This is a genomic window from Cognatishimia activa (assembly GCF_001458335.1).
GTDB classification, from domain to species: Bacteria; Pseudomonadota; Alphaproteobacteria; order Rhodobacterales; family Rhodobacteraceae; genus Cognatishimia; species Cognatishimia activa.
In genome coordinates this window covers 663,813-684,052 of record NZ_CYTO01000024.1, presented here as the reverse complement: position 1 = coordinate 684,052, position 20,240 = coordinate 663,813, and the positions used below count along the sequence as shown (strand labels likewise).

At 53.9% G+C, this 20,240-nt stretch carries 17 protein-coding genes, 1 tRNA gene and 1 other RNA gene; 11 read left to right on the top strand and 8 right to left on the bottom strand.

What is annotated here, in order from left to right; translation table 11 throughout:
- Window positions 1-33: 33 nt before the first annotated feature.
- The 3 genes from chrA to ssrA all read right to left on the bottom strand — a co-directional run bounded on the left by chrA (window position 34) and on the right by ssrA (window position 2,251).
- A complete protein-coding gene (gene chrA / locus TA5113_RS14400) occupies window positions 34-1,269 on the bottom strand; it encodes a chromate efflux transporter (RefSeq protein WP_058316131.1) in 1,236 nt (411 codons plus the stop codon).
- Between the two features lie 105 nt (window positions 1,270-1,374).
- Entirely contained in the window at window positions 1,375-1,803 is a 429-nt protein-coding gene (locus TA5113_RS14395) for an ester cyclase (RefSeq protein WP_058316132.1), read from the bottom strand.
- Window positions 1,804-1,879: 76 nt separating this feature from the next.
- Window positions 1,880-2,251: a transfer-messenger RNA gene (ssrA, locus tag TA5113_RS16695) on the bottom strand.
- Between the two features lie 112 nt (window positions 2,252-2,363).
- On the opposite strand from ssrA, the gene TA5113_RS14390 reads away from it, so the two are divergent.
- From TA5113_RS14390 to TA5113_RS14360, 7 genes are all read left to right on the top strand, one after another.
- Window positions 2,364-2,780 (top strand): HIT family protein, encoded by a 417-nt coding sequence (locus TA5113_RS14390; protein ID WP_106387491.1) that lies wholly within the window; start codon window positions 2,364-2,366, stop codon window positions 2,778-2,780.
- Window positions 2,781-2,799: 19 nt separating this feature from the next.
- Entirely contained in the window at window positions 2,800-4,020 is a 1,221-nt protein-coding gene (locus TA5113_RS14385) for an aminotransferase class V-fold PLP-dependent enzyme (RefSeq protein ID WP_058316134.1), read from the top strand.
- Window positions 4,021-4,119: 99 nt separating this feature from the next.
- Window positions 4,120-4,560, top strand: a complete 441-nt coding sequence (locus TA5113_RS14380; RefSeq protein ID WP_058316135.1) for a TrgA family protein — start codon at window positions 4,120-4,122, stop codon at window positions 4,558-4,560.
- Window positions 4,561-4,562: 2 nt separating this feature from the next.
- Entirely contained in the window at window positions 4,563-5,687 is a 1,125-nt protein-coding gene (locus tag TA5113_RS14375; protein ID WP_058316136.1) for an NUDIX domain-containing protein, read from the top strand.
- A 66-nt stretch (window positions 5,688-5,753) separates the two neighbouring features.
- A complete protein-coding gene (locus TA5113_RS14370; RefSeq protein WP_058316781.1) occupies window positions 5,754-6,788 on the top strand; it encodes a cysteine synthase A in 1,035 nt (344 codons plus the stop codon).
- Window positions 6,789-6,796: 8 nt separating this feature from the next.
- Complete coding sequence (locus TA5113_RS14365) at window positions 6,797-9,133, top strand: DUF3772 domain-containing protein (RefSeq protein ID WP_058316138.1); 2,337 nt, start codon at window positions 6,797-6,799, stop codon at window positions 9,131-9,133.
- Complete coding sequence (locus TA5113_RS14360; protein WP_058316139.1) at window positions 9,130-9,849, top strand: alanyl-tRNA editing protein; 720 nt, start codon at window positions 9,130-9,132, stop codon at window positions 9,847-9,849. Before TA5113_RS14365 ends, TA5113_RS14360 begins: the two co-directional genes overlap by 4 nt.
- 51 nt (window positions 9,850-9,900) lie before the next feature.
- Here TA5113_RS14360 and galE read toward each other — a convergent pair whose 3' ends face one another.
- Window positions 9,901-10,902: a UDP-glucose 4-epimerase GalE gene (gene galE / locus TA5113_RS14355; protein ID WP_058316780.1), complete on the bottom strand. Its 1,002-nt coding sequence runs from the start codon at window positions 10,900-10,902 to the stop codon at window positions 9,901-9,903.
- Between the two features lie 187 nt (window positions 10,903-11,089).
- On the opposite strand from galE, the gene TA5113_RS14350 reads away from it, so the two are divergent.
- The gene (locus TA5113_RS14350; RefSeq protein ID WP_058314227.1) at window positions 11,090-12,163 is read left to right on the top strand and encodes a glycosyltransferase family 2 protein; all 1,074 of its coding nucleotides are present in this window, start codon (window positions 11,090-11,092) and stop codon (window positions 12,161-12,163) included.
- A 24-nt stretch (window positions 12,164-12,187) separates the two neighbouring features.
- Here the strand turns inward: TA5113_RS14350 and TA5113_RS14345 are convergent.
- Together TA5113_RS14345 and TA5113_RS14340 are read right to left on the bottom strand one after the other, a co-directional pair.
- Window positions 12,188-12,277: transfer RNA gene (locus tag TA5113_RS14345), tRNA-Ser, on the bottom strand.
- A 153-nt stretch (window positions 12,278-12,430) separates the two neighbouring features.
- Window positions 12,431-13,807, bottom strand: coding sequence for a M20/M25/M40 family metallo-hydrolase (locus TA5113_RS14340; RefSeq protein WP_058314228.1), 1,377 nt, complete (start codon window positions 13,805-13,807; stop codon window positions 12,431-12,433).
- A gap of 217 nt (window positions 13,808-14,024) precedes the next feature.
- Between TA5113_RS14340 and hemA the strand changes: the two genes are divergently transcribed.
- On the top strand, window positions 14,025-15,248 hold the full coding sequence (gene hemA, locus TA5113_RS14335) for a 5-aminolevulinate synthase (RefSeq protein WP_058314479.1): 1,224 nt from the start codon (window positions 14,025-14,027) through the stop codon (window positions 15,246-15,248).
- Window positions 15,249-15,358: 110 nt separating this feature from the next.
- Complete coding sequence (locus TA5113_RS14330; protein WP_058314229.1) at window positions 15,359-16,555, top strand: helix-turn-helix domain-containing protein; 1,197 nt, start codon at window positions 15,359-15,361, stop codon at window positions 16,553-16,555.
- 71 nt (window positions 16,556-16,626) lie between these two features.
- Here TA5113_RS14330 and TA5113_RS14325 read toward each other — a convergent pair whose 3' ends face one another.
- Together TA5113_RS14325 and TA5113_RS14320 are read right to left on the bottom strand one after the other, a co-directional pair.
- Window positions 16,627-17,367: a DsbA family protein gene (locus TA5113_RS14325; protein WP_058314480.1), complete on the bottom strand. Its 741-nt coding sequence runs from the start codon at window positions 17,365-17,367 to the stop codon at window positions 16,627-16,629.
- A 14-nt stretch (window positions 17,368-17,381) separates the two neighbouring features.
- Window positions 17,382-18,716: a M48 family metalloprotease gene (locus TA5113_RS14320; protein ID WP_082638128.1), complete on the bottom strand. Its 1,335-nt coding sequence runs from the start codon at window positions 18,714-18,716 to the stop codon at window positions 17,382-17,384.
- Window positions 18,717-18,915: 199 nt separating this feature from the next.
- Here TA5113_RS14320 and TA5113_RS14315 point away from each other — a divergent pair, with 199 nt between their 5' ends.
- Window positions 18,916-20,145 carry an N-acetylmuramoyl-L-alanine amidase gene (locus TA5113_RS14315; RefSeq protein WP_058314230.1) on the top strand — a complete coding sequence of 410 codons (1,230 nt, stop codon included), beginning with the start codon at window positions 18,916-18,918 and terminating at the stop codon, window positions 20,143-20,145.
- Window positions 20,146-20,240: the final 95 nt, after the last annotated feature.

Sequence of the window (20,240 nt, the reverse complement as noted above, 5' to 3'; positions counted from 1 at the left end):
TCGGGAAACGAAAGCGCACAAGCGCGGGTTTTGTCACAAATACGAGAACAGAATGCCCGATGCGGCACAAATCAGCAGGACAGTCGGCAGAGACATGCGTCGCCAAAGCAAAAGCGCTGCGGCAAGGTAAAGCAATGCAAAGGCTTTGGGGTCAAAGCTACCCAGAACCGGGAAGAGGCCATAACCGCTGTCAAATGACCGCGCAAACAGCACGTGCAGCGCGAACCACAAAGACAGGTTCAAAATGACGCCGACCACCGCCGCTGTGATTGCGTCAAGCGCGCCTTTAAGGCGCGGAAGGCAGAGGATCCTTTCAACATAAGGAGCCGCGGTAAATATCCATAAAAAACAAGGCACAAAAGTACACCACAAGGCCAAAGCGCCTGCGCACAGCATAAGTGCAATCCCGCCTTCTTTGTAGCCAGCAAGCAATGCCACAAACTCGGTCACAAGGATCAGCGGACCAGGTGTTGTTTCCGCAAGCCCCAATGCGTCAATCATTTCACCTGGCGAGATCCATCCAAATTCGAAGCTTACAGTCTGGGTCATATAGGCGAGCACAGCATAGGCGCCGCCAAATGTGACAACGGCGAGCTTGCTGAAGAAAAATCCAATGTCAGTGAGGAATGCCTGATCAATGACAAGAACAAGAGCAATCGGCGCAACCCAAAGCAAAAGCCAAATGGCGAGGGGCCGAAGAGGGTTCCCTGTTTCTGGGACTTCTAATGTGGGCGCATCGGATTGTTTTGAGGTCCACCATCCGATCGCAGCGGCAACAGCGATGATCACTGGGAAGGGGATCTGAAACACATAGATGCAGACAAAGGCGATTGCAGCCAGCGTCCAGCCCATCATCGAGGTCAGCGCTTTACCCGCAACCTTGCGCAAGGCCTGCAAAACCACGACAACCACCGCAGCTTTGATCCCAACAAATCCTGCCTGAACAATGGGTAAGGTTCCGTAACTTATGTAAAGCATTGCCAAGGCAAGGATCACCAAAGCCCCAGGAATAACAAAAAGCAATCCCGCAAGGAGGCCACCCCAAGTACCGCGCAGCTTCCAACCAGCATAAGTCGCCAGTTGCATTGCCTCTGGCCCCGGGAGCAACATGCAAAACGACAAAGCGCCCAGAAATTGCTTTTCAGAAAGCCAGGGTCGCTTTTCCACAAGCTCTTGATGCATCAATGCAATCTGGGCCGCAGGGCCGCCAAAGGACAGAAGTCCAATACGCCCGAAGACACGCCATAGATCCTGAAAACTGGGGGACACTTGCGCGCTCCGTACCGTTCGTCACCTAGGCCAAAGGTACACCCCATTCCGCTCAAAAAATCCAGAGCGCCTTGCGAGTTTTCACATAACCTCCATAAAAGGGGCTCAGCGCAAATTGCCCCCGGTCAGACATATCGCGATAGATTGTTCCGGCAATTGACCAAGCTGCTCAAAGAAGCCCATGAAATCAAAACAATTGTAAGCTTCAATGATTTTGCCATTCTCGACGCGCACCGTGACCTGACCCAGAACTTGGATCGGGGCAGACGTCGCCGCCGAAAGCGCGGTGACTTTGTAGAGTGATTGAAGCCAATCCTCGTTTTCGGTGTTGTTGAGCAATTCGATATGGAGATCGTCGAGCAAAGCCAAAATCAGTGGAACAAAATCTTTGAAATCCTGCGGGCCCAGACGCATGTCAGGCATGAGGCCACCAGCTTTGGTGTCTTGGCTAAAATAGTCATCAATTGCGTCTAAATCCGCCTCGTTCCAGACCCGCTGAAACCATTGTTCCAGCAATTTAACTTTCTCAGACATAACGGCATCCCCATGCTTAGAATAAGCAAAGGAATTGCCATAAATGTCTGGCGAATTCGTTAAGATGTGGGAGGAAAGTGTAGGTTTCTGTTGCCAGGTACCTACGAACCCCGCCAAGGGCAGCTAGCCCAGGGACTTAAAGGTCAGTATCTCCGACTGCTTACGCAGCCATTGCTACTGGAGCACGATTGTCATTTGCAATTGTACAGTTTTCGCCGGTAACGGTGGCAGACAGCCGAAACAAAGCTAACCCCTTTAGACGTTCGTCGATCCTATTTCGTCCCCTCGCTTCTGAAAGTGATCCCCAAATGAAGGATACCGCCAGAGTGTATTGGTGGAGACGCCGGGTACCGCCCCCGGGTCCGATCCGCTTATTACGAGCGCGTTTATGTCCATAGTCCCGAAGGACACACCAGATTTAGGCGGCAATAAGCGGATTTGCAAGGCTGATGGGGAGATTTGAGAGTTTTTTCTCCCATTAAATCAGAGGGCTTGCATATCACCCAGTTTGCGCTTTTCTATATCGCAAAGAACAGTACAGTTCAGAACTTGGGAGCGCTCTGATGACCTATGATACCGAAAATATCTTCGCAAAAATCCTACGCGGGGAGATCCCAAGCGAGAAGCTCTATGAAGATGAGGACACTTACGCCTTCATGGACATTATGCCCCGTGCGGAAGGCCATTGTTTGGTGATCCCTAAAGGGCCCGCGATAAATATGCTGGACGCCACGCCACAGCAGCTCGCAGCCTGTATCAAAACTGTCCATATACTTGGTCATGCGGTGATGCGTGGCCTTGGGGCAGGCGGCGTCAAGGTTGAGCAATATAGCGAAGCGGTCAGCGGTCAGGAAGTATTCCACCTGCATTACCATGTGCTGCCGTTCTATGAGGGTAAGCGCATGGAAAACCCCGGCGCCATGGCGGACTTTGATCATTTGAAAGCTCAAGCGGACAAAATTCGCGCGGCGCTCTGACGTCTAACAAGGTAGTAGCATGACACTCGACATCGATTACGTCCGCAGCCAATTCCCCGCCTTTGAACAAGCAGAACTTGAGGGGCAATCCTTCTTTGAGAACGCGGGCGGATCGTACACAGCCAAGCCTGTGATCGACCGGCTGTTTCGCTACTACACCCAACGTAAAGTCCAACCCTATGGCCCATATGAGGCAAGCCGTCTTGCGGGTGAAGAGATGGATGAAGCGCGCGCGCGGTTGGCCGCGTGGATGGGGCTTGATACCGACGAAGTGTCTTTCGGGCCTTCCACGACGCAAAACACTTACGTCCTTGCACAAGCATTCCGTCAGTGGCTGTCGCCAGGAAACGCGATCATCGTCACTAATCAAGACCATGAGGCAAACACTGGGCCTTGGCGACGGCTTGAACAAGATGGGATCGAGGTACGCGAATGGAAAACCAACCCTGAAACCGGTCATTTGGACCCGGACGACTTGAACAACCTCTTGGATGATGATGTTCGGCTGGTTTGCTTTCCCCATTGCTCAAACGTTATTGGCGAGATCAACCCAGTGGTGGAAATCACCGCGCTCGCCCATGCAGCAGGCGCGTTTGTCTGCGTGGACGGGGTGAGTTACGCCCCACATGGCATTCCAAATGTTGGAGCACTTGGCGCGGATATTTACCTGTTCTCCGCTTATAAAACCTATGGCCCACATCAGGGGATCATGGCGATCCGAAAGAACCTAGGGAACCTGCTGCCAAACCAAGGCCATTTCTTCAATGCCGGCTCACTTTACAAGCGCTTCACGCCCGCGGGCCCAGATCACGCGCAGATCGCCGCAAGCGCGGGAATGATCGACTACTTTGAGGACCTCGCTGCGCAACATGGCATCACTGGGAGTGCTTCTGAAAAAGGGCAGGGCGTCCACGACCTTATGCGCAACCACGAAACCGCGCTCTTGCAGCCACTGCTTGATTATCTAGGGTCCAAGAACTCTGTGCGTGTCCTTGGCCCCATGCAGGCCGTGAACCGCGCACCCACAGTTGCTCTGGTCACCCAGTCCGATCCCGCTGCGCTCGCGCAGCAGCTCGCCGCCCATGGGATTATGACTTCGTCTGGAAGTTTCTACGCTGATCGCGCCCTGCAGTCTCAAGACGTCTCCCCCGACCCGGGTGTGCTGCGCCTAAGTTTCGTGCATTACACCGCTCAAAGTGACATAGATAAACTATTGAACGCGCTGGACGGTTTACTTTAAGCGAGCCTGAGGCGCTAAAGCAGGAAAGCTTGCAAAAGTGGTGGCAGCGAAGCTAGTCTGAAGTCGAGGTTATTTCGAACAAGTCAGTCGGGTAAATCGATGCCAACCGCCGCCAAACTCATGTCCGCTATCGCGCTCGCGCTCGTGGCTTTCATCGTGTCAGAACAGGTGAAACCGCTGCTTCCTGAGGGAACGGATTTTGGTTATTTCAACTATGTGAATAGCTTCTTTGGCGCTGTGGTGGGGTGGAAACTTATCGGCGCAAGAGCTGGCCGCGGCGTGAGCCGAAGCATCAATAACGGGATCACTGGCGTTCTCGCCTTGTTGCTCGTTACCCTTTTTGCTCATGGGTTCTGGGAAATGTTCGAAAACTCACTCAACCTACGCTACGACACGACCGCCGAAGCCGTACAATCGATCTTTGAAACGATGCTGGAAAATGCGCTTTTGCTTCTGAATACTAACATCATCATTACCCTTATTGGCGGCGCGGTATTTTGCGGCTTGCTGTCAGAGGCCACCTCCCGACGCTGGAGATAGATTTGTCGACATTATTTTTCTACGGAACCCTCCGACATCTGCCTTTGTTGGAGACGGTTCTAGGGCGCGGTATTGAGCCCGAGAAAACTCGAAAGGGTATCGCAAAAGGCTACGAAACCTTCGCCGTCATGGACCGGGACTTTCCTGTCATTACAGAAGGAGCAGGCCAAGCCGAAGGCATCATCGTCGATGGGCTGACCGATGAAGAGGTTGCACGGCTGAATTTCTATGAAGGCGGCTATGACTACGCACTTCGCGAAATTGAGGTCACAACAGAGTCTGGCTCTGTGAAAGCCGAGGTTTATTTCCCAATACCCAATAGTCTTCAGCCGGATGGACATTGGGACTTTGACGCCTGGATCAAAGACTGGAGCGAGCTTACCTGTTTGGCAGCAATTGAAGCGATGAGCTATTTCGGAGTCAAAACCGATGCGGAACTCGATTTCATGTTTCCAACAATTCGCGTACGCGCCGCAGCAAAGCTTGCGGCACAGGCGGAAAGTCTTGGCTTAAGTCCAAGCGGTTTCACACGCGATGACGCAAAATCGGACCTAATTACAAACCACTATACCCATTACTTCTCGATGGAAGAACACACGATCCGCCACAAAAACTATGGCGGCGGCGAAACGACGGGCATCAAACGCGAAGTTTTTGTCGGCGGGGATGCGGCGATCTTGCTGCCATATGATCCAGTGCGCGACCGTGTTTTACTTGTCGAACAATTCCGCATGGGTCCTTGGGCGCGCAACGATCAAAAACCTTGGATGTTGGAACCCATCGCGGGCCGCATTGACCCCGGTGAGACCGCTGCGCAAACTGCCCTGCGCGAAGCCGAAGAGGAAGCGAACGTCGCAATCAAAGACCTGCACGAAATCGCTAAAGTCTACGCATCGCCGGGCTGCAACACAGAATTCTTCCACATCTTTCTTGGCACCGCAGACTTGCCCGATGACGTAGTTGGCGTGGCCGGCTTAGACAGTGAAGCCGAAGATATTCAGTCCCATCTGTTCAGCTTTGATCAGCTCATGGACATGGTGGAATCCTACCAAGCGGCCAATGCCCCGTTGGTGCTCGCAGCACTTTGGCTTGCAAGACGTCGCGACGCGTTACGTGCTGCCGCTTGAGTTCGCATCCCGACCAACTTAGATATGCCTTTAGATTTATGACGTTGCGACTCGAAAGGTGCATTCATGGCCACCCCTCATAACCTCGCCGAAGCCGTCGGCAATACGCCCCTTATTCGTCTAAACAAGGCCAGCGAGGAAACCGGTTGTGAGATCTGGGGTAAGGCCGAGTTCATGAACCCGGGCCAGTCCGTCAAGGATCGCGCCGCTTTGTCTATCATCAAAGACGCCATCGCGCGGGGGGACCTGCAACCTGGCGGCACCATTGTGGAAGGCACCGCTGGGAATACCGGCATCGGTCTTGCGCTGGTTGGGGCGTCCATGGGGTTCAAAACCGTGATTGTGATCCCGGAAACCCAAAGCCAAGAAAAGAAAGATATGATCCGCTTGGCTGGCGCTGAGCTCGTCGAAGTGCCTGCGGCGCCCTATAAAAATCCGAACAATTATGTACGCTACTCCGGGCGTTTGGCGGAAAAAATGGCGCAAACATCGGACAAAGGCGTGATTTGGGCCAACCAATTTGACAATGTGGCCAACCGCCAAGCTCACATCGATACGACGGGCCCTGAGATCTGGGAACAGACCGGTGGCAAAGTGGATGGCTTTGTCTGTGCCATCGGGTCTGGCGGCACCTTGGCAGGTGTCGGTGCGGCGCTACAGCCAAAAGGCGTGAAGGTCGCGCTCGCTGATCCAATGGGTTCTGGCATGTTCACTATCTACCGGGATGGCGCGGCTGCTGCAGAAGGTGGATCGATCACTGAAGGTATCGGCCAAGGCCGCATTACGGCGAACCTAGAAGGCTTCACACCTGACATGCTCTATCAAGTCACCGACCACGAAGCATTGCCGATTGTTTTTGATCTTTTGCGTGAAGAAGGTCTGTGTTTGGGCGGCTCATCCGGCATCAATGTGGGCGGCGCGATCAAGATGGCCAAAGAGATGGGGCCAGGTCACACGATTGTCACTGTGCTTTGTGACTATGGGACACGCTACCAGTCCAAACTCTTCAACCCGACATTCCTGACTGAAAAAGGTCTGCCGGTGCCGGAGTGGCTCGTGGAGAAATCCAGTGATCTCCCAAGCGTTTTTGCTGAGACGTGAGCCGCGCCATGATCAACGCGATCCGTGTTTTTGTTGCAACCGTGCTGCTGTGGAGCAGCACGGTTTTGCTTTGGGCGCAGACAGATCTCCCTGACTATGCTGAATGGCAAAATCTCGCAGAGCGCGCCAATGCGGCGGTCGAAGCGGGTCGGGCATCAGATGCAGCGTTTGAAGCCTTGCGCACTCAGTTGGTGGATTGGCGCGACACCTTCGATCAGGCGCGCGGCACAAACACAAACGCAATTGAAATCGTCAGCGCGCAACTTGATGCTTTGGGCCCCGAGCCTGAAGGCGGCGAGCCGGCAGAAATCGCCACACAGAGGCAATCTCTAAACGCGAGCCTATCGGTTCTACGCGCGCCTGTTCAGACCGCAGAAGTCGCTTATACCGAGGCAGACGGGTTAATCGGTGGCATCGATTCAATCCTGCGCGCACGCCAGTCAGAAGCGCTTCTTCAGCGTGGCGCGGTTCCTTTGAACCCAGCGAATTGGCCAGAAGCAACACGGGATTCATTGGGCTCTTTACGCAATACAATGAACGAAGTCACATCGGCCTGGGGAAATGATAACCAATTTGCCGAGTTTCAAAACAACCTGCCAGAAGTCTTGTTTCTTTTGGTTTTGGCCTTTTTGCTGCTCGCTCGTGGACGTGATTGGTTTGTAAACCTTGCCCAATCCATTCAGGTGGGATCGGCGACACTGGGTCGTTGGCTCGCCGCCTCTGCGGTTTCCTTGGGACAAATCTTTGTGCCACTTGCAGGCCTTTGGGCATTGATCGCAGCGGTTCAGGCGACAGGTTTGGTCGGTTTGCGCGGTGATGTGATCCTGTCAAACCTGCTTTGGGCCGGTTTCCTATTCTTAGGATCGATCTGGTTAGGCGCGCAGGTGTTCCCACGGTCTCTCGCAGTGGACCCAATTGTCAGCCTACCGCTTGAACAGCGTGGCACCGGCCGTTTCTTCGCCAGCGCTCTCGGGGCCGTCTTAGCGATTGAAGTCTTGATCGGGGCTATTGCGGGTTACGATGCGTGGTCTGACGTCACCAAGGCCGTGATCTATTTCCCGATCTTTGTTCTGCTCGGCGTCATCTTTTGGCGACTTGCCCATTTGCTCCGCCAGCACCGGATTGATCGGGAGGATGTCAGCTATGGCGATCGCCTGATTGCTTTGATGGGCAGCGTCTTATTCGCCGTTGCCATCGCTGGCGTTGCGATGGCGGCGATTGGTTACTTTAATGGTGCCCTACGCTTGATGATCCCCACCATTATCACCTTGCAAGTGCTCGCGGTTGTGCTGGTTCTGCAACGCGTGGTCATGGCCGTGTTCTCCTTGGCTGCAGGAAGTGCTGAGGACGCCAAAAACAGCCTTATCCCAGTCCTAATCGGCGTCGGACTGGTGGTCGCTTCACTTCCGATCCTCGCGATGGTTTGGGGCGCGCGCAGCGCGGACTTGCTCGAAGTTTGGATCAGCCTGCGCAAAGGCATTCAAATTGGCGAGACCCAACTCTCAGCAACAGATTTCTTCAGCTTCTTGCTGATCTTCTTTGCGGGCTTCATGCTCACCCGGCTTCTGCAAGGGGCCATGAAAAACACGATCCTGCCGCGCACACGCATGGATATCGGCGGCCAAAACGCCGTTGTTTCGGGTCTTGGCTATATCGGTATTTTCATCGCGGCCCTTGTTGCGATCAACACGACGGGTCTTGATCTAAGCTCCATTGCCCTCGTTGCGGGTGCTCTGTCTGTTGGTATTGGTTTCGGTCTACAGAACGTCGTTTCCAACTTCGTGTCTGGCATCATCCTGCTGATCGAACGCCCAGTCTCTGAAGGAGATTGGATCGAGGTCAACGGCAATATGGGCTATGTGCGCAATATCTCTGTACGCTCCACGCGGATCGAAACCTTTGACCGCACAGACGTCATTGTGCCAAACGCTGATCTGGTCAGTGGTACAGTCACCAACTTCACCCGTGGCAACACGGTGGGCCGTGTGATTGTTCCTGTGGGCGTGGCCTATGGCACAGATCCGCGGCGTATTGAGGAGATTTTGCTAGAAATCGCCAAAGCGCATCCGATGGTCCTGCCACATCCAGCACCGGCGGTGGTGTTTCAGGGGTTTGGCGCGAGTTCACTTGATTTCGAAATCCGCGCTATTCTGCGGGACGTGAACTGGAAGCTGACGGTGAAATCAGAAATGAACTACGAGATCGCCAAGCGCTTCATGGATGAAGGCATCGAGATCCCATTCGCACAAACCGATATTTGGCTGCGTAACCCTGAAGCGTTGCGTCCAAATGAGAACACAAAACCATCTGCGCCGAAGGATGACAAAGAGGAGCCATCGACATGACCGACGCACTCTTTCGCGAAAACGCCTATGAACGTGAAACCACCGGTTATGTAGAGGCACATACACCCGAAGGCGGCATCGTCTTGGACGCGTCAATCTTCTATCCAACCGGCGGCGGGCAACCGGGCGACAGCGGTCATCTGGCTTGGGACACGGGTACGATCAGCATCGCCACAGCCGTAAAGGCAGAAGGCGACAAAATCGCCCTTGTGCCGGCGGAACCATCCGCTTTGCCGCCTGTGGGCACCAAAGTCATTCAGCATCTGGACTGGGAGCGTCGCCACCGTCATATGCGCATCCACACGGCGCTTCATCTGTTGTCTGTGGTTATTCCATTGCCTGTGACCGGCGGCTCGATCAGTGCCGAAAAAGGTCGCTTGGACTTCGATATGCCAGAGGCGCTTGAGGACAAAGAGTTCGTCCAAGGGCAATTGAACGCTCTTATTTCGCAGAACCTGCCGGTGACTGACGATTGGATCACCGATGCGGAACTGGATGCAAATCCGAACCTCATCAAAACCATGTCAGTGCAACCACCGCGTGGCTCTGGCCGGGTGCGCCTTGTGCGGATCGGGCAGGGCGCAGATCAGGTCGATCTGCAACCTTGCGGCGGAACCCATGTGGCTTTCACCGGCGAGATCGGCACGGTACGGATTGGAAAAGTCGAGAAGAAAGGCCGCCAAAACCGACGGGTGAACATCTTTCTAGAAGACTAAGCCCGCCAAAGGCGGGCTCAAAATGGTTCATTCTTTCTTCTGCGGAAAGGACTATACTTTGCCGTTTTGCAACCAAGCCCAACTTGAGTTGCACATGTCTTCAAGCGTTTTATCCGCTTCAAACCCAAGCAAGTCTTTGGCCAATGCAGGGTCGGCATAACACGTCGCAATATCGCCCGCACGGCGTGGCACGATCTTGTAGGGCAGGGACTGACCACATGCCGCAGAATAGGCGTTAATCATTTCAAGGACAGAAACACCTTGGCCCGTACCCAAATTCACCACATGACCTTTGCCATCACGCTCTAGGGCTTCCAGAGACAAGACATGGCCTTTCGCCAAGTCGCTCACATGGATGTAGTCACGCACCCCAGTTCCATCGGGCGTGTCATAGTCGTCGCCAAAAACCTGAATTTCAGGCAGGTCCCCAGCGGCAACCTTGGCAATGTAGGGCATCAGGTTATTGGGGATGTCGCGGGGATCTTCACCGATCAATCCACTCGCATCCGCCCCAACGGGGTTAAAGTATCGAAGCACACCGCAAGACCAGCGGGGCTCCGCAGCACACATCGCTTCCATCATCTCTTCACAGACCAGTTTCGTAAAACCGTATGGATTGGTGTGATTGCGCGCGGAGCTTTCTGTGATTGGTAACTGTTCCGGGTCGCCGTAAACCGTCGCTGATGAAGAAAACACAAGTTTGAAAACGCCTTGATCTTCCATCGCGCGGGTGAGGCTGACAAATCCACTGATATTATGATCGAAATACATCAGTGGTTTCTGGGTCGATTCCCCAACCGCCTTCTTCGCCGCAAAATGGATGACCGCGTCGATCTGATGTTCTTCCAAAACACTGGAAACCAAAGCGCGATCTCGGACGTCACCTTCGATCACAATCGGTTTGGTGCCGGTGATCGTCTCAAGGCGTTCAGGCACCATCGGGCTTGCATTTGAGAAATTGTCTAAGATGACAGCCTCATGTCCAGCAGCCAGCAACGCCACATAGGTATGTGATCCGATGTAGCCCGCGCCGCCAGTCAATAAAATGCGCATTTGTAAATCTCTCCTGAACCTGTAATGCCCAAGGGCTAACCCGTCGCTCCGGTAAGAGCAATTGATCATATCACGCCTCGCGGGATTTCTCGCATATACTCGATATGAATCAGCTATAAGACATACTGAGGCCACATTTTTTGGGCATCTGCGTGATAACTCCGATCGATCGAGCGACATAAGAAAAATGGTATCATCCGAAAACCCACTCAGCTGGACCTTGGCGATTTGCACCTACAATCGTCCGCAGCATCTTGTGCCGACGCTTGGGTTTGTTGCAACGCAACAGCGTTTGCCTCTGGAAGTTGTGGTTGTGGATGCCTCTGATGATTGGGAGAGCACCCAAAAAGAGGTCAAGGAAACCTATCCTGAACTTTGGGACAAAGTGAACCTGCGCTATGTGCCTGCTGACGTGCGCTCTCTGACTGCGCAACGCAATCAAGCGCTGCGTTTGGCGCAAGGCGATATCGTTTTCTCGCTTGATGACGACATTCACCTCTTCCCTGACACCGCAGAACGCATCATGTCTGCCTATGAGGCTGATGCAGAAGAAAACATCAGCATGATTGCTGCTTTCTTTGTAGAGCCCGGACCCTCTGATGGGGATATGGCAGTGCCGGATGACCCAAATACCGAAGATGTCGTGGTGAAGCGCGGTCTAAAACAACGTCTGGAAGACTGGATGCGCGCTCAGTTTTCATTAGACAAACATTTTGTACCTTATTGGGCACCGATCTCTCAAGAAGCGCTTCCAGAACAATCAACCAGTCCAGGGGTCATGGCCGGTGGGCTGGTGAATGGAGGTCGCACCACTTTCAGACGTAAATTTGCGCTAAATTCCGGCTGGTCAGAAATCTTGCGGTATTACGCGACCCATGAGGATTCCGATTTTTCCTACCGGATGTCGCAGATGGGTCGGCTCGCAGTGATGCCAGAAGCACGAATGTTCCATGCGGACGGCAATGAGCGGATTTATCAGCGTTATCGGGTCAACCTGATCCGGGTGCGAAACCTGATTGCGCTACATCGTGTGCATTCTGACAATCGTTTGCGCTCTGCATTTCGATTGGCCGGGTCGTTTGCCTTTTTTGCAGGGCTTTACGGCTTGATCGACCCCTTACAAAAACGGTTCAGTTTCCCAACAACACGAGCCTATTTGGGAGGGATCGCACAGATCCCATGGTTGCTGTACCGACCTTCTCGCGATTTCAAAGCGTGGTATGTCGAGCTTCAGGAACGCATGTACCGCGTAAAAACCTAGCGCTTCAGTCAATGGCTGGGGTAATGGCGGAGAGACAGGGATTCGAACCCTGGAGACGGTCTCCCGCCTACACACTTTCCAGGCGTGCGCCTTCGACCACTCGGCCACCTCTCCGTGAGGCGCTGTTTAGCCAAAAGCACCGGGGGGGTGCAAGGGGCAAATGTCATATTCTTGAAAAGTTTTTTTAAGAGCCGCGAAATGTGTGAATTTTCGCAGGAATTCAAATGGTTGCGCGCCCGAAACGGAAAGCCGGGCGCGCGGTTTTGGTTAGGCTTTGGTCATCGCGTCCAGAATGCGTGCCCAGCTGCGGATGCCTTTGTGGAAGCTTTCCAGATCGTATTTCTCATTTGGAGAGTGAATCTGGTCGTCATCCTTTGCAAAGCCGATCAGCATGGCATCGGTGCCTAAGATGTTTTTGAAATGACCCGCGATTGGGATTGAGCCACCGCAACCGGCAAAGGCCGCTGCCTCGGGCCATTCATCAGACAGGGCCGCGCGGGCTTGTTCAAAGGCTGGGTGGTCTGTGGCCATCACAGACCCTTTTGAGGCACCGTGACCTTTGTATTCTACCGTGCAGTCTGCTGGCAGGCAGCTTTCCACATAGGCGCGGAAGCTTTCGCGGATTTTGTGTGGGTCTTGTTCGCCGACAAGGCGGAAACTGATCTTGGCTGACGCTTCGGCAGGCAGAACGGTTTTGAACCCTTCTCCTGTGTAGCCGCCAGTGATGCCATTCACTTCGCAGGTGGGTTGGGACCAGTTCATCTCTAGCGGTGTATAGCCTTTCTCACCGGCAGGTTCTGACAGGTTCACATCGCCAAGGAAGGTCTTGTGGTCAAACTTCAGAGCGTCCCATTGTGCGGCCAGCTCTGCTGGCAGCTCTGGTACGCCATCATAAAAACCTGGAACCGTCACGCGGCCGTTTTCGTCATGCAGCCCAGCAATGATTTTGGTCAGCACGCGGATCGGGTTCATGGCCACGCCACCGAACATGCCGGAATGCAGGTCTTTGTTGGCTGCGTGTATGATGAGCTCTTCGCCCAATAGCCCGCGCAAGGAGGTAATGATCGCCGGTGTCTTGGATTGAAACAGCCCGGTGTCACAGATCAGCGCGATGTCAGATTTTAGCTCGTCCGCGTTTTCTTTCATGAAGGGCACAAGGGATGGAGACCCGCTTTCTTCTTCGCCTTCAAAGAAGAATGTGATCTTGCAGGGCAGGGTGCCATGCTCTGCTTTCCACGCGCGGCAAGCCTCGACAAAAGTCATGAGCTGACCTTTGTCATCAGAAGAACCACGGCCGCGGATCACCTTGCCATTTGCGGTGTCTTCAAGAGCCGGATCGAACGGGTCTGAGTTCCAGAGTTCAAGCGGGTCCACCGGTTGGACGTCATAGTGGCCGTAAAACAGAACGTGGGGTCCGTCGCCTTCTACATGACCCACCACCATCGGGTGGCCGGGTGTTGCGCGCTTCTCGGCGCTGATTCCGATGGATTGTAGATCCGCCACAAGCCAATCTGCCGCACGGTCACAATCAGCCTTAAACGCAGGGTCGGTTGAGATTGATGGAATGCGCAAGAGATCAAGTAGCCGATCAGTCGCTGCGGGCATCTTATTGTCGATACGAGATAAAACGTTTTCCAGAGTCATTTAGTCGTCTTTCCGGCGGAAATTTCAAGGTCTCAAACCAGTCGGTTTGCGGCGACATTAGCCTGACATTGATGTGGATCAAAGTGTCGCGGAGCAATAAATGCATTCTGGCCACATGGAAAAAATCGCGCTATATCCAACACCTAACCAAACCGACACCGCGACGGTGACACCCTTGGGATCGCAAGCTGTTTGCCAGCCTACCGGAGGAACGGGATTGAACTATTCCGATAAACTTGATGTCGCTATCAATCGCCTTCATGAAGAAGGCCGTTATCGCACATTCATTGATATCGAACGCAAAAAGGGCCAGTTCCCGCATGCGCTTTGGAACCGTCCGGATGGCACGCAGCAAGAGATCACAGTTTGGTGTGGCAACGACTATCTTGGAATGGGTCAACACGCCGCTGTGCTGAACGCCATGCATGAAGCGTTGGATGCAACCGGCGCAGGCTCTGGCGGTACACGTAATATTTCTGGCACCACGGTTTACCACAAACGACTAGAAGCGGAGCTGGCAGATCTTCATGGCAAAGAAGCAGCTCTGTTGTTTACCAGCGCCTACATTGCCAATGACGCAACCTTGTCAACGCTGCCAAAGCTGTTCCCGGGTCTGATCATCTATTCTGATGAGCTGAACCACGCGTCGATGATCGAAGGTATCCGCCGTAACGGTGGTGCAAAGCGGGTCTTCCACCACAATGACGTCGCGCATTTGCGTGAGCTTTTGGAAGCTGACGATCCGAACGCGCCTAAACTGATCGCGTTTGAATCTGTTTACTCCATGGATGGTGATATCGGGCCTCTCGCAGAGCTTTGTGACCTGGCCGAGGAATTTAACGCGCTGACCTATCTTGATGAGGTGCACGCGGTGGGCATGTATGGTGCACGCGGCGGCGGTATTTCTGAACGTGATGGTCTCGCGCATCGCATTGACATTATCAACGGTACACTCGGTAAGGCCTTTGGCGTTATGGGTGGCTACATCGCAGCAAGCGATAAAATGTGCGACGCGATCCGCTCTTACGCGCCAGGCTTTATCTTTACGACCTCTTTGCCGCCGACCGTGGCTGCAGGTGCTGCGGCATCAATCGCGCATCTCAAGCAAGATCAAGGTCTGCGGGATCAGCACCAGATGGCTGCGCGTATTTTGAAAATGCGTTTGAAAGCATTGGGCATGCCAATCATCGATCATGGGACACATATTGTGCCTGTGCATGTTGGTAACCCGGTTCATACCAAAAAGCTGAGCGATATGCTGTTGGAAAACCACGGTATCTATGTGCAACCGATCAATTTCCCGACAGTTCCACGCGGCACTGAGCGCCTGCGCTTTACACCGTCGCCGGTACACGGTCCGAAAGAGACAGATCGACTGGTTCGCGCTATGGATGAGCTCTGGTCTCATTGTGCGCTGAATCGCGCCGAATTGGCGGGTTAACCCGCTGTTTGGTGCAAATTAACTTGCACTGTGGTATGTAAGTCTCAATTAAATGGAGTCAGCTCGAATCGGGGACAGAACTCGGGCTGAACGACAGTGAGGCGAGACGTATGATCAGGCGCAAATGGCGCAAAACTGAAGTCGTGGAAGACGGGCCCAAAGGGTTCGACGATTATGACTTTCGACTAGGGGACGAAATGCGTGGTGAACGAGCCACGATGGGTAAATCCCTGTTGGATGTTCAGCGCGAGTTGCGCATCAAAGCATCTTACATCGCTGCCATTGAAAACGCCGATCCTTCCGCTTTTGAAACTCAGGGTTTTATCGCTGGATATGTGCGGTCATATGCCCGTTATTTGAACATGGATCCGGACGCGACGTTTGAGAAGTTCTGCCTAGAGAGCGGTTTTCAAACTGCACATGGCATGTCCTCTGAAGCATCCGGCAAACGCAAGACTGATGCGGCTGCGATTATTGCAAGCGCAGACCGTGATCCGTTTTCAGCTCCAGCAGCCCCATTCATTCCAGCACAAGAAAGCATTTTGGCGCGGATTGAACCTCGCGCAATCGGATCGTCACTGGTGCTGCTCGCTTTGATCGCCGGCATTGGTTATGGCGGCTGGAGCGTGCTGAATGAAGTCCAGCGCGTGAGCCTTGCTCCAGTAGAGCAAACCCCTGTGGTTCTTTCGGATCTGGACCCGCTGAATGAAGCGACGGCGACACCTCTGAATGGCAATCAAACCGCGGAAGCAAGCGGCGTGTTTACACCGCCAGAGAATACTTTGGATCGGCTGTACCGTCCGCAAGCGCTGGATGTCCCAGTGCTAACAGCGCGGGATGCGCCGATTTCGACGTTGAACCCACAATCTGTGGGAAGCTTCGTGCCTGATGCGCCAAGTTTGACGGTTGCTGAGTCTACCATTCCTGCGACACCAATTGTGCCGCAGGTTCTGGAAGATGCAGAACCAGAAGTGGTGATGATCGCTGTGCGTCCTGCTTGGGTGCGCGTCCGATCCGCAGACGGATCTGTGCTTTTCGAAGGAACGCTTAACGCAGGCGACGAATTTGTAGTTCCTAACACAGAGATTTCGCCAACCTTGCAAGCGGGCATGTCCGGCTCGATTTATTTCCAGCTAAACGGCGAGATCCGAGGCCCTGTTGGGCAGGGGACGTCCGTCGTACGTAACGTACCGATCGGAATCGACGAGGTTCAAGATACGTTCTCTGTTGCGGATATTTCTGGCGATGAAGCTCTTGCAGATTTTGTCGCGGTGGCAGCCGCGCAATCGGTAGAAGTCAGCGAATAACAAATCTGAACAACTGAAACGAAAAAACGGCGGAACGATCCGCCGTTTTGTTTTTTGCGATTTGACGAAGGTTAGCCGCGTTTTGCGGCCACCATGCGACGCATCTCGTTCAGTGGAAGATAGCCGCGTAGCATTTCATCTTCCAAAACAAAGGTCGGCGTGCCGGTGATTTGCAACCGTTGCGCCAGCTCACGGGTTTTGCGGATTTCCTCGGTGACCTCATTTGAGCCCATATGGGCGATGATCGCATCGGAATCGAGACCAAGGTTTTTTGCAAGGCGCTTCAATGTCACTGGGTTCGCATCCGCGCGCATCTTAATAAGCGCGTCATTTGCGGCCTCGTAAGCGTCGTCACCTGCAATCTGTTTTACTGCGATCGCAAAGCGTGAACTTTGTGTTGAAGCTTCGCCCAGAATTGGGAACTCTTTGGTAATAATGCGGATATTCCCGTCGCTGGCCACCAGTTCTTGAACTTCAGGATGCGCACGGCGACAGAAACCACAGCGGTAATCCACGAATTCTACCAATGTGATGTCACCGTCTGGGTTACCACCAACATAGCTATAGCCGTCGTTAAAAATGTCATCGGCGTTGATGGCGACAAGATCAAAGTCCTGACGCGCTTGGCCGGCAGCTTGCCTCTCTTCGAGCACTGCAACCGCTTCCATAATCACTTCGGGATTGTCTAACAGATAGGCACGGACCTCTTCACGGAAGAGGGCGCGCTCTTCGTCGCTCATTTTCTCCAGGTCCAAGGCCCAACTCGGCATGGCAAGCACCGCAAAGGCTGCGGCTAGCAGTGGGGTTTTCATACGATCTACTCCTGTCATCTTTTCTTTTCCGCCCGTTTGGCGGCCAAGATAATATCCTGTGCGCGGCGCCAGCCGCTTGATCCTTCCGCAAGCAATCCAGCGCCTCGTTTGGCCTGAATACCTGCATCTTTCATGCGTCCCTGCAAGGCGTATCTTTCCGCCGATGCCACTGCCGCCATACCGCCATTTCCGGATTTTGCATAAGCGGTGGCGAGATCGCGTAAAATACGTCCATCCCGGAAATCAATGCTACGCGCACGTTCTAACAAACCGAGCGCTGCTTTGGTTTGGCCAGAAGCGAGCAGGGCGCGCCCATAGCTTCCCAAGCATAATGCATTGTTACGTGCGCGGTCTACGCAGCCTTTGTAGGCGGAGACCGCCGCTTTGGCTTGACGGCTTTCCATCAGGAACTGACCGCGCAGCTCATAATAAAACGGATCTTTTGGGCGCATTGCAATGGCGCGATCTATTGTTGAGATGGCTTTCTTACTGTTTGACTGGCGGTGAAACAGGATTGCTTCCCTCATGAGGCGCACATCTTCCGACGGGCTGTTCTTCAGTGTCCGTTTGGTCCATTTCGGGCTACGCAGGAAAGCCGAGAGTTTGCCCTGTGCCCGGCCGAACCAGTATTCCGCTGTCGGATCCTTTTTGGCTTTCCCGGCATAGGCTTGCGCCGCAGCTTTCGCGTTGCGCAAACGGTCGCGCGTCAGTGGGTGGGTGCGCACATAAGGGTCTTGGCGCTCGGTGCGCAACAGCTCTTGTCCACGGAAAAGATCAAAGACATCCACCGCGCCTTGGGTATCGGCCCCAGAGCGTACCATGTAGTTCAGAGCTGACTTGTCCGCCGATGCTTCTTCGGCCCGGGTATGGGCGAAAAACACGCGCTGGCTTGAACTGGATATCCCAAGCGCAGCGCCAGCCGCCGCTTCGCCATTCCCGGTCGCTGCGGCAGTGAGCGCCGCCAGCGCAACCCCAAGCCCAGCGATGGTGCGCGCATTCCCAAAGTTCTGATAACGCCGTGCCAAATGCCCGTTTGCGATATGCGCCGCCTCATGGGCGATGACCGCACGCAGCATGTCAGAATTTTCCATGCGCATCAAAAGACCGGAGTGGATAAAGATATGTTTGTTATCAACAACAAATGCATTCAAGCTGCTGTCCTTGACCACAAGAACGCGCACCGAATTTCCCAAGCCAGCGGCATTCAGAATGGGCTTTGAAAGCTGCTGTAGTGAATATTCAATATCAGGGTCACGCAACAGCGTAACAGCTTTTGCTACGTTGGCTTGAACCGTCAGAAATGCCGCAAAAAGAAATGCGACCAATGCACTGCGTTTTGAAAAAGTCATGAACTGAAAACTCGACATCATGGGGGCACTAGGGCGGAAAAATCTCTAGAACTCAAGCCACATCCGTCGTGATCTCCCCATTGTGAAGCGCTTCTTTGCCGATCACTGCGCGATCAGCGACAGTTCGCTGTTTCGCGAAGACCGGTGACAGGCTAAACTGAAATGAAATAGCCGACAAAACAGGCAATACGAGCGGGCGATGACCAGATTTTTTCGATCCATCTTAATGGCATGTGCGATGTTGGCAGCCTTACCAGCAGCCGCGCAGGACTTCAGCGCATTGGCGCGGCTCGATCTTGCGGAAAGCCGAATTGCCGATCAGGGTCGCAAACGCGTCACCGTTGATCTGGCGATGTCACAGGGTGTCCCATGGCGGATTTTTACCTTGGATGAACCGCGCCGCTTGGTAATTGATTTCCGTGAAATTGATTGGACCGGTGTCTCGGGCGCCGCATTGCTGGAGAGTGAACGCGTGGAAGCCGTGCGCGTCGGCGCATTCCGCCCAGGCTGGAGCCGTTTGGTGGCGGATCTCGCGGAACCTTTGCTTGTGGAAAGCGCCGAGATGAAGGTGGATGAAACGACGGGAAAGGCACATTTATCCGTCAAAATGTTCGCAAGTGACGCAGATGCATTCGCCGCTAAAACCGGTGCGCCCCATGATCCGCGTTGGGACCTGCCTGAGCCATCGGTGAAGATCGAAGCCAAAGAGCCAAAACCGGATTGGGCAGCAACCGTGGTGGTACTAGATCCAGGGCATGGGGGCATCGATCCCGGTGCAGAGCGAGCGGGTGTGCAGGAAAAGGCCATTATGCTGACCTTTGCACGAGAATTGCGCGACACGTTGCGCCGTGCTGGCGGCTTTGAGATTTTCATGACGCGGAATGAGGATATTTTTGTCTCTCTAGAAGGCCGCGTTGCCAAGGCGCACGAAGTGAGTGCGGATATTTTCATTTCCCTTCATGCGGATACGGTTCAGCAGGGCAATGCAGAAGGCGCAACGGTCTATACGCTCTCGGAAGAAGCCAGTGATGCGGCGTCCCAATATCTCGCGGAACGCCACGACCGGGCAGACGTTCTTGCCGGTATTGACCTGACTGGTACGGATGATCTGATCGCCAACGTATTGCTGGATTTGGTGCGGCAAGAGACGGAACCTCGCTCGCAGCGCCTCGCGCAAGCCATGGTTCTTGGTATGAAGGGAACGGTTGGTGATCTAAATCGTAAACCTTACCGTCAGGCTGGGTTTTCGGTGCTGAAAGCCGCCGATATCCCTTCTGTGTTGATCGAAGTTGGATTTATGTCGTCCGAGAAGGACCTGACAAACCTCAAAGATCCCGAATGGCGCAATCGCATGGCGGAAGGTATTCGCGACGGGCTGCAGGCTTGGGTGATCGCTGATAAGGCCGCCAAAGATTTGGTGCGCCAGTAAGTTTGCTGTCAAAACAGCGATCAAAACAGCGAGATTTCGCCCGAAATTCCCCGCCTTGTGTTTTGACCCACCCCCACGGACGCAGTATAGAGTCT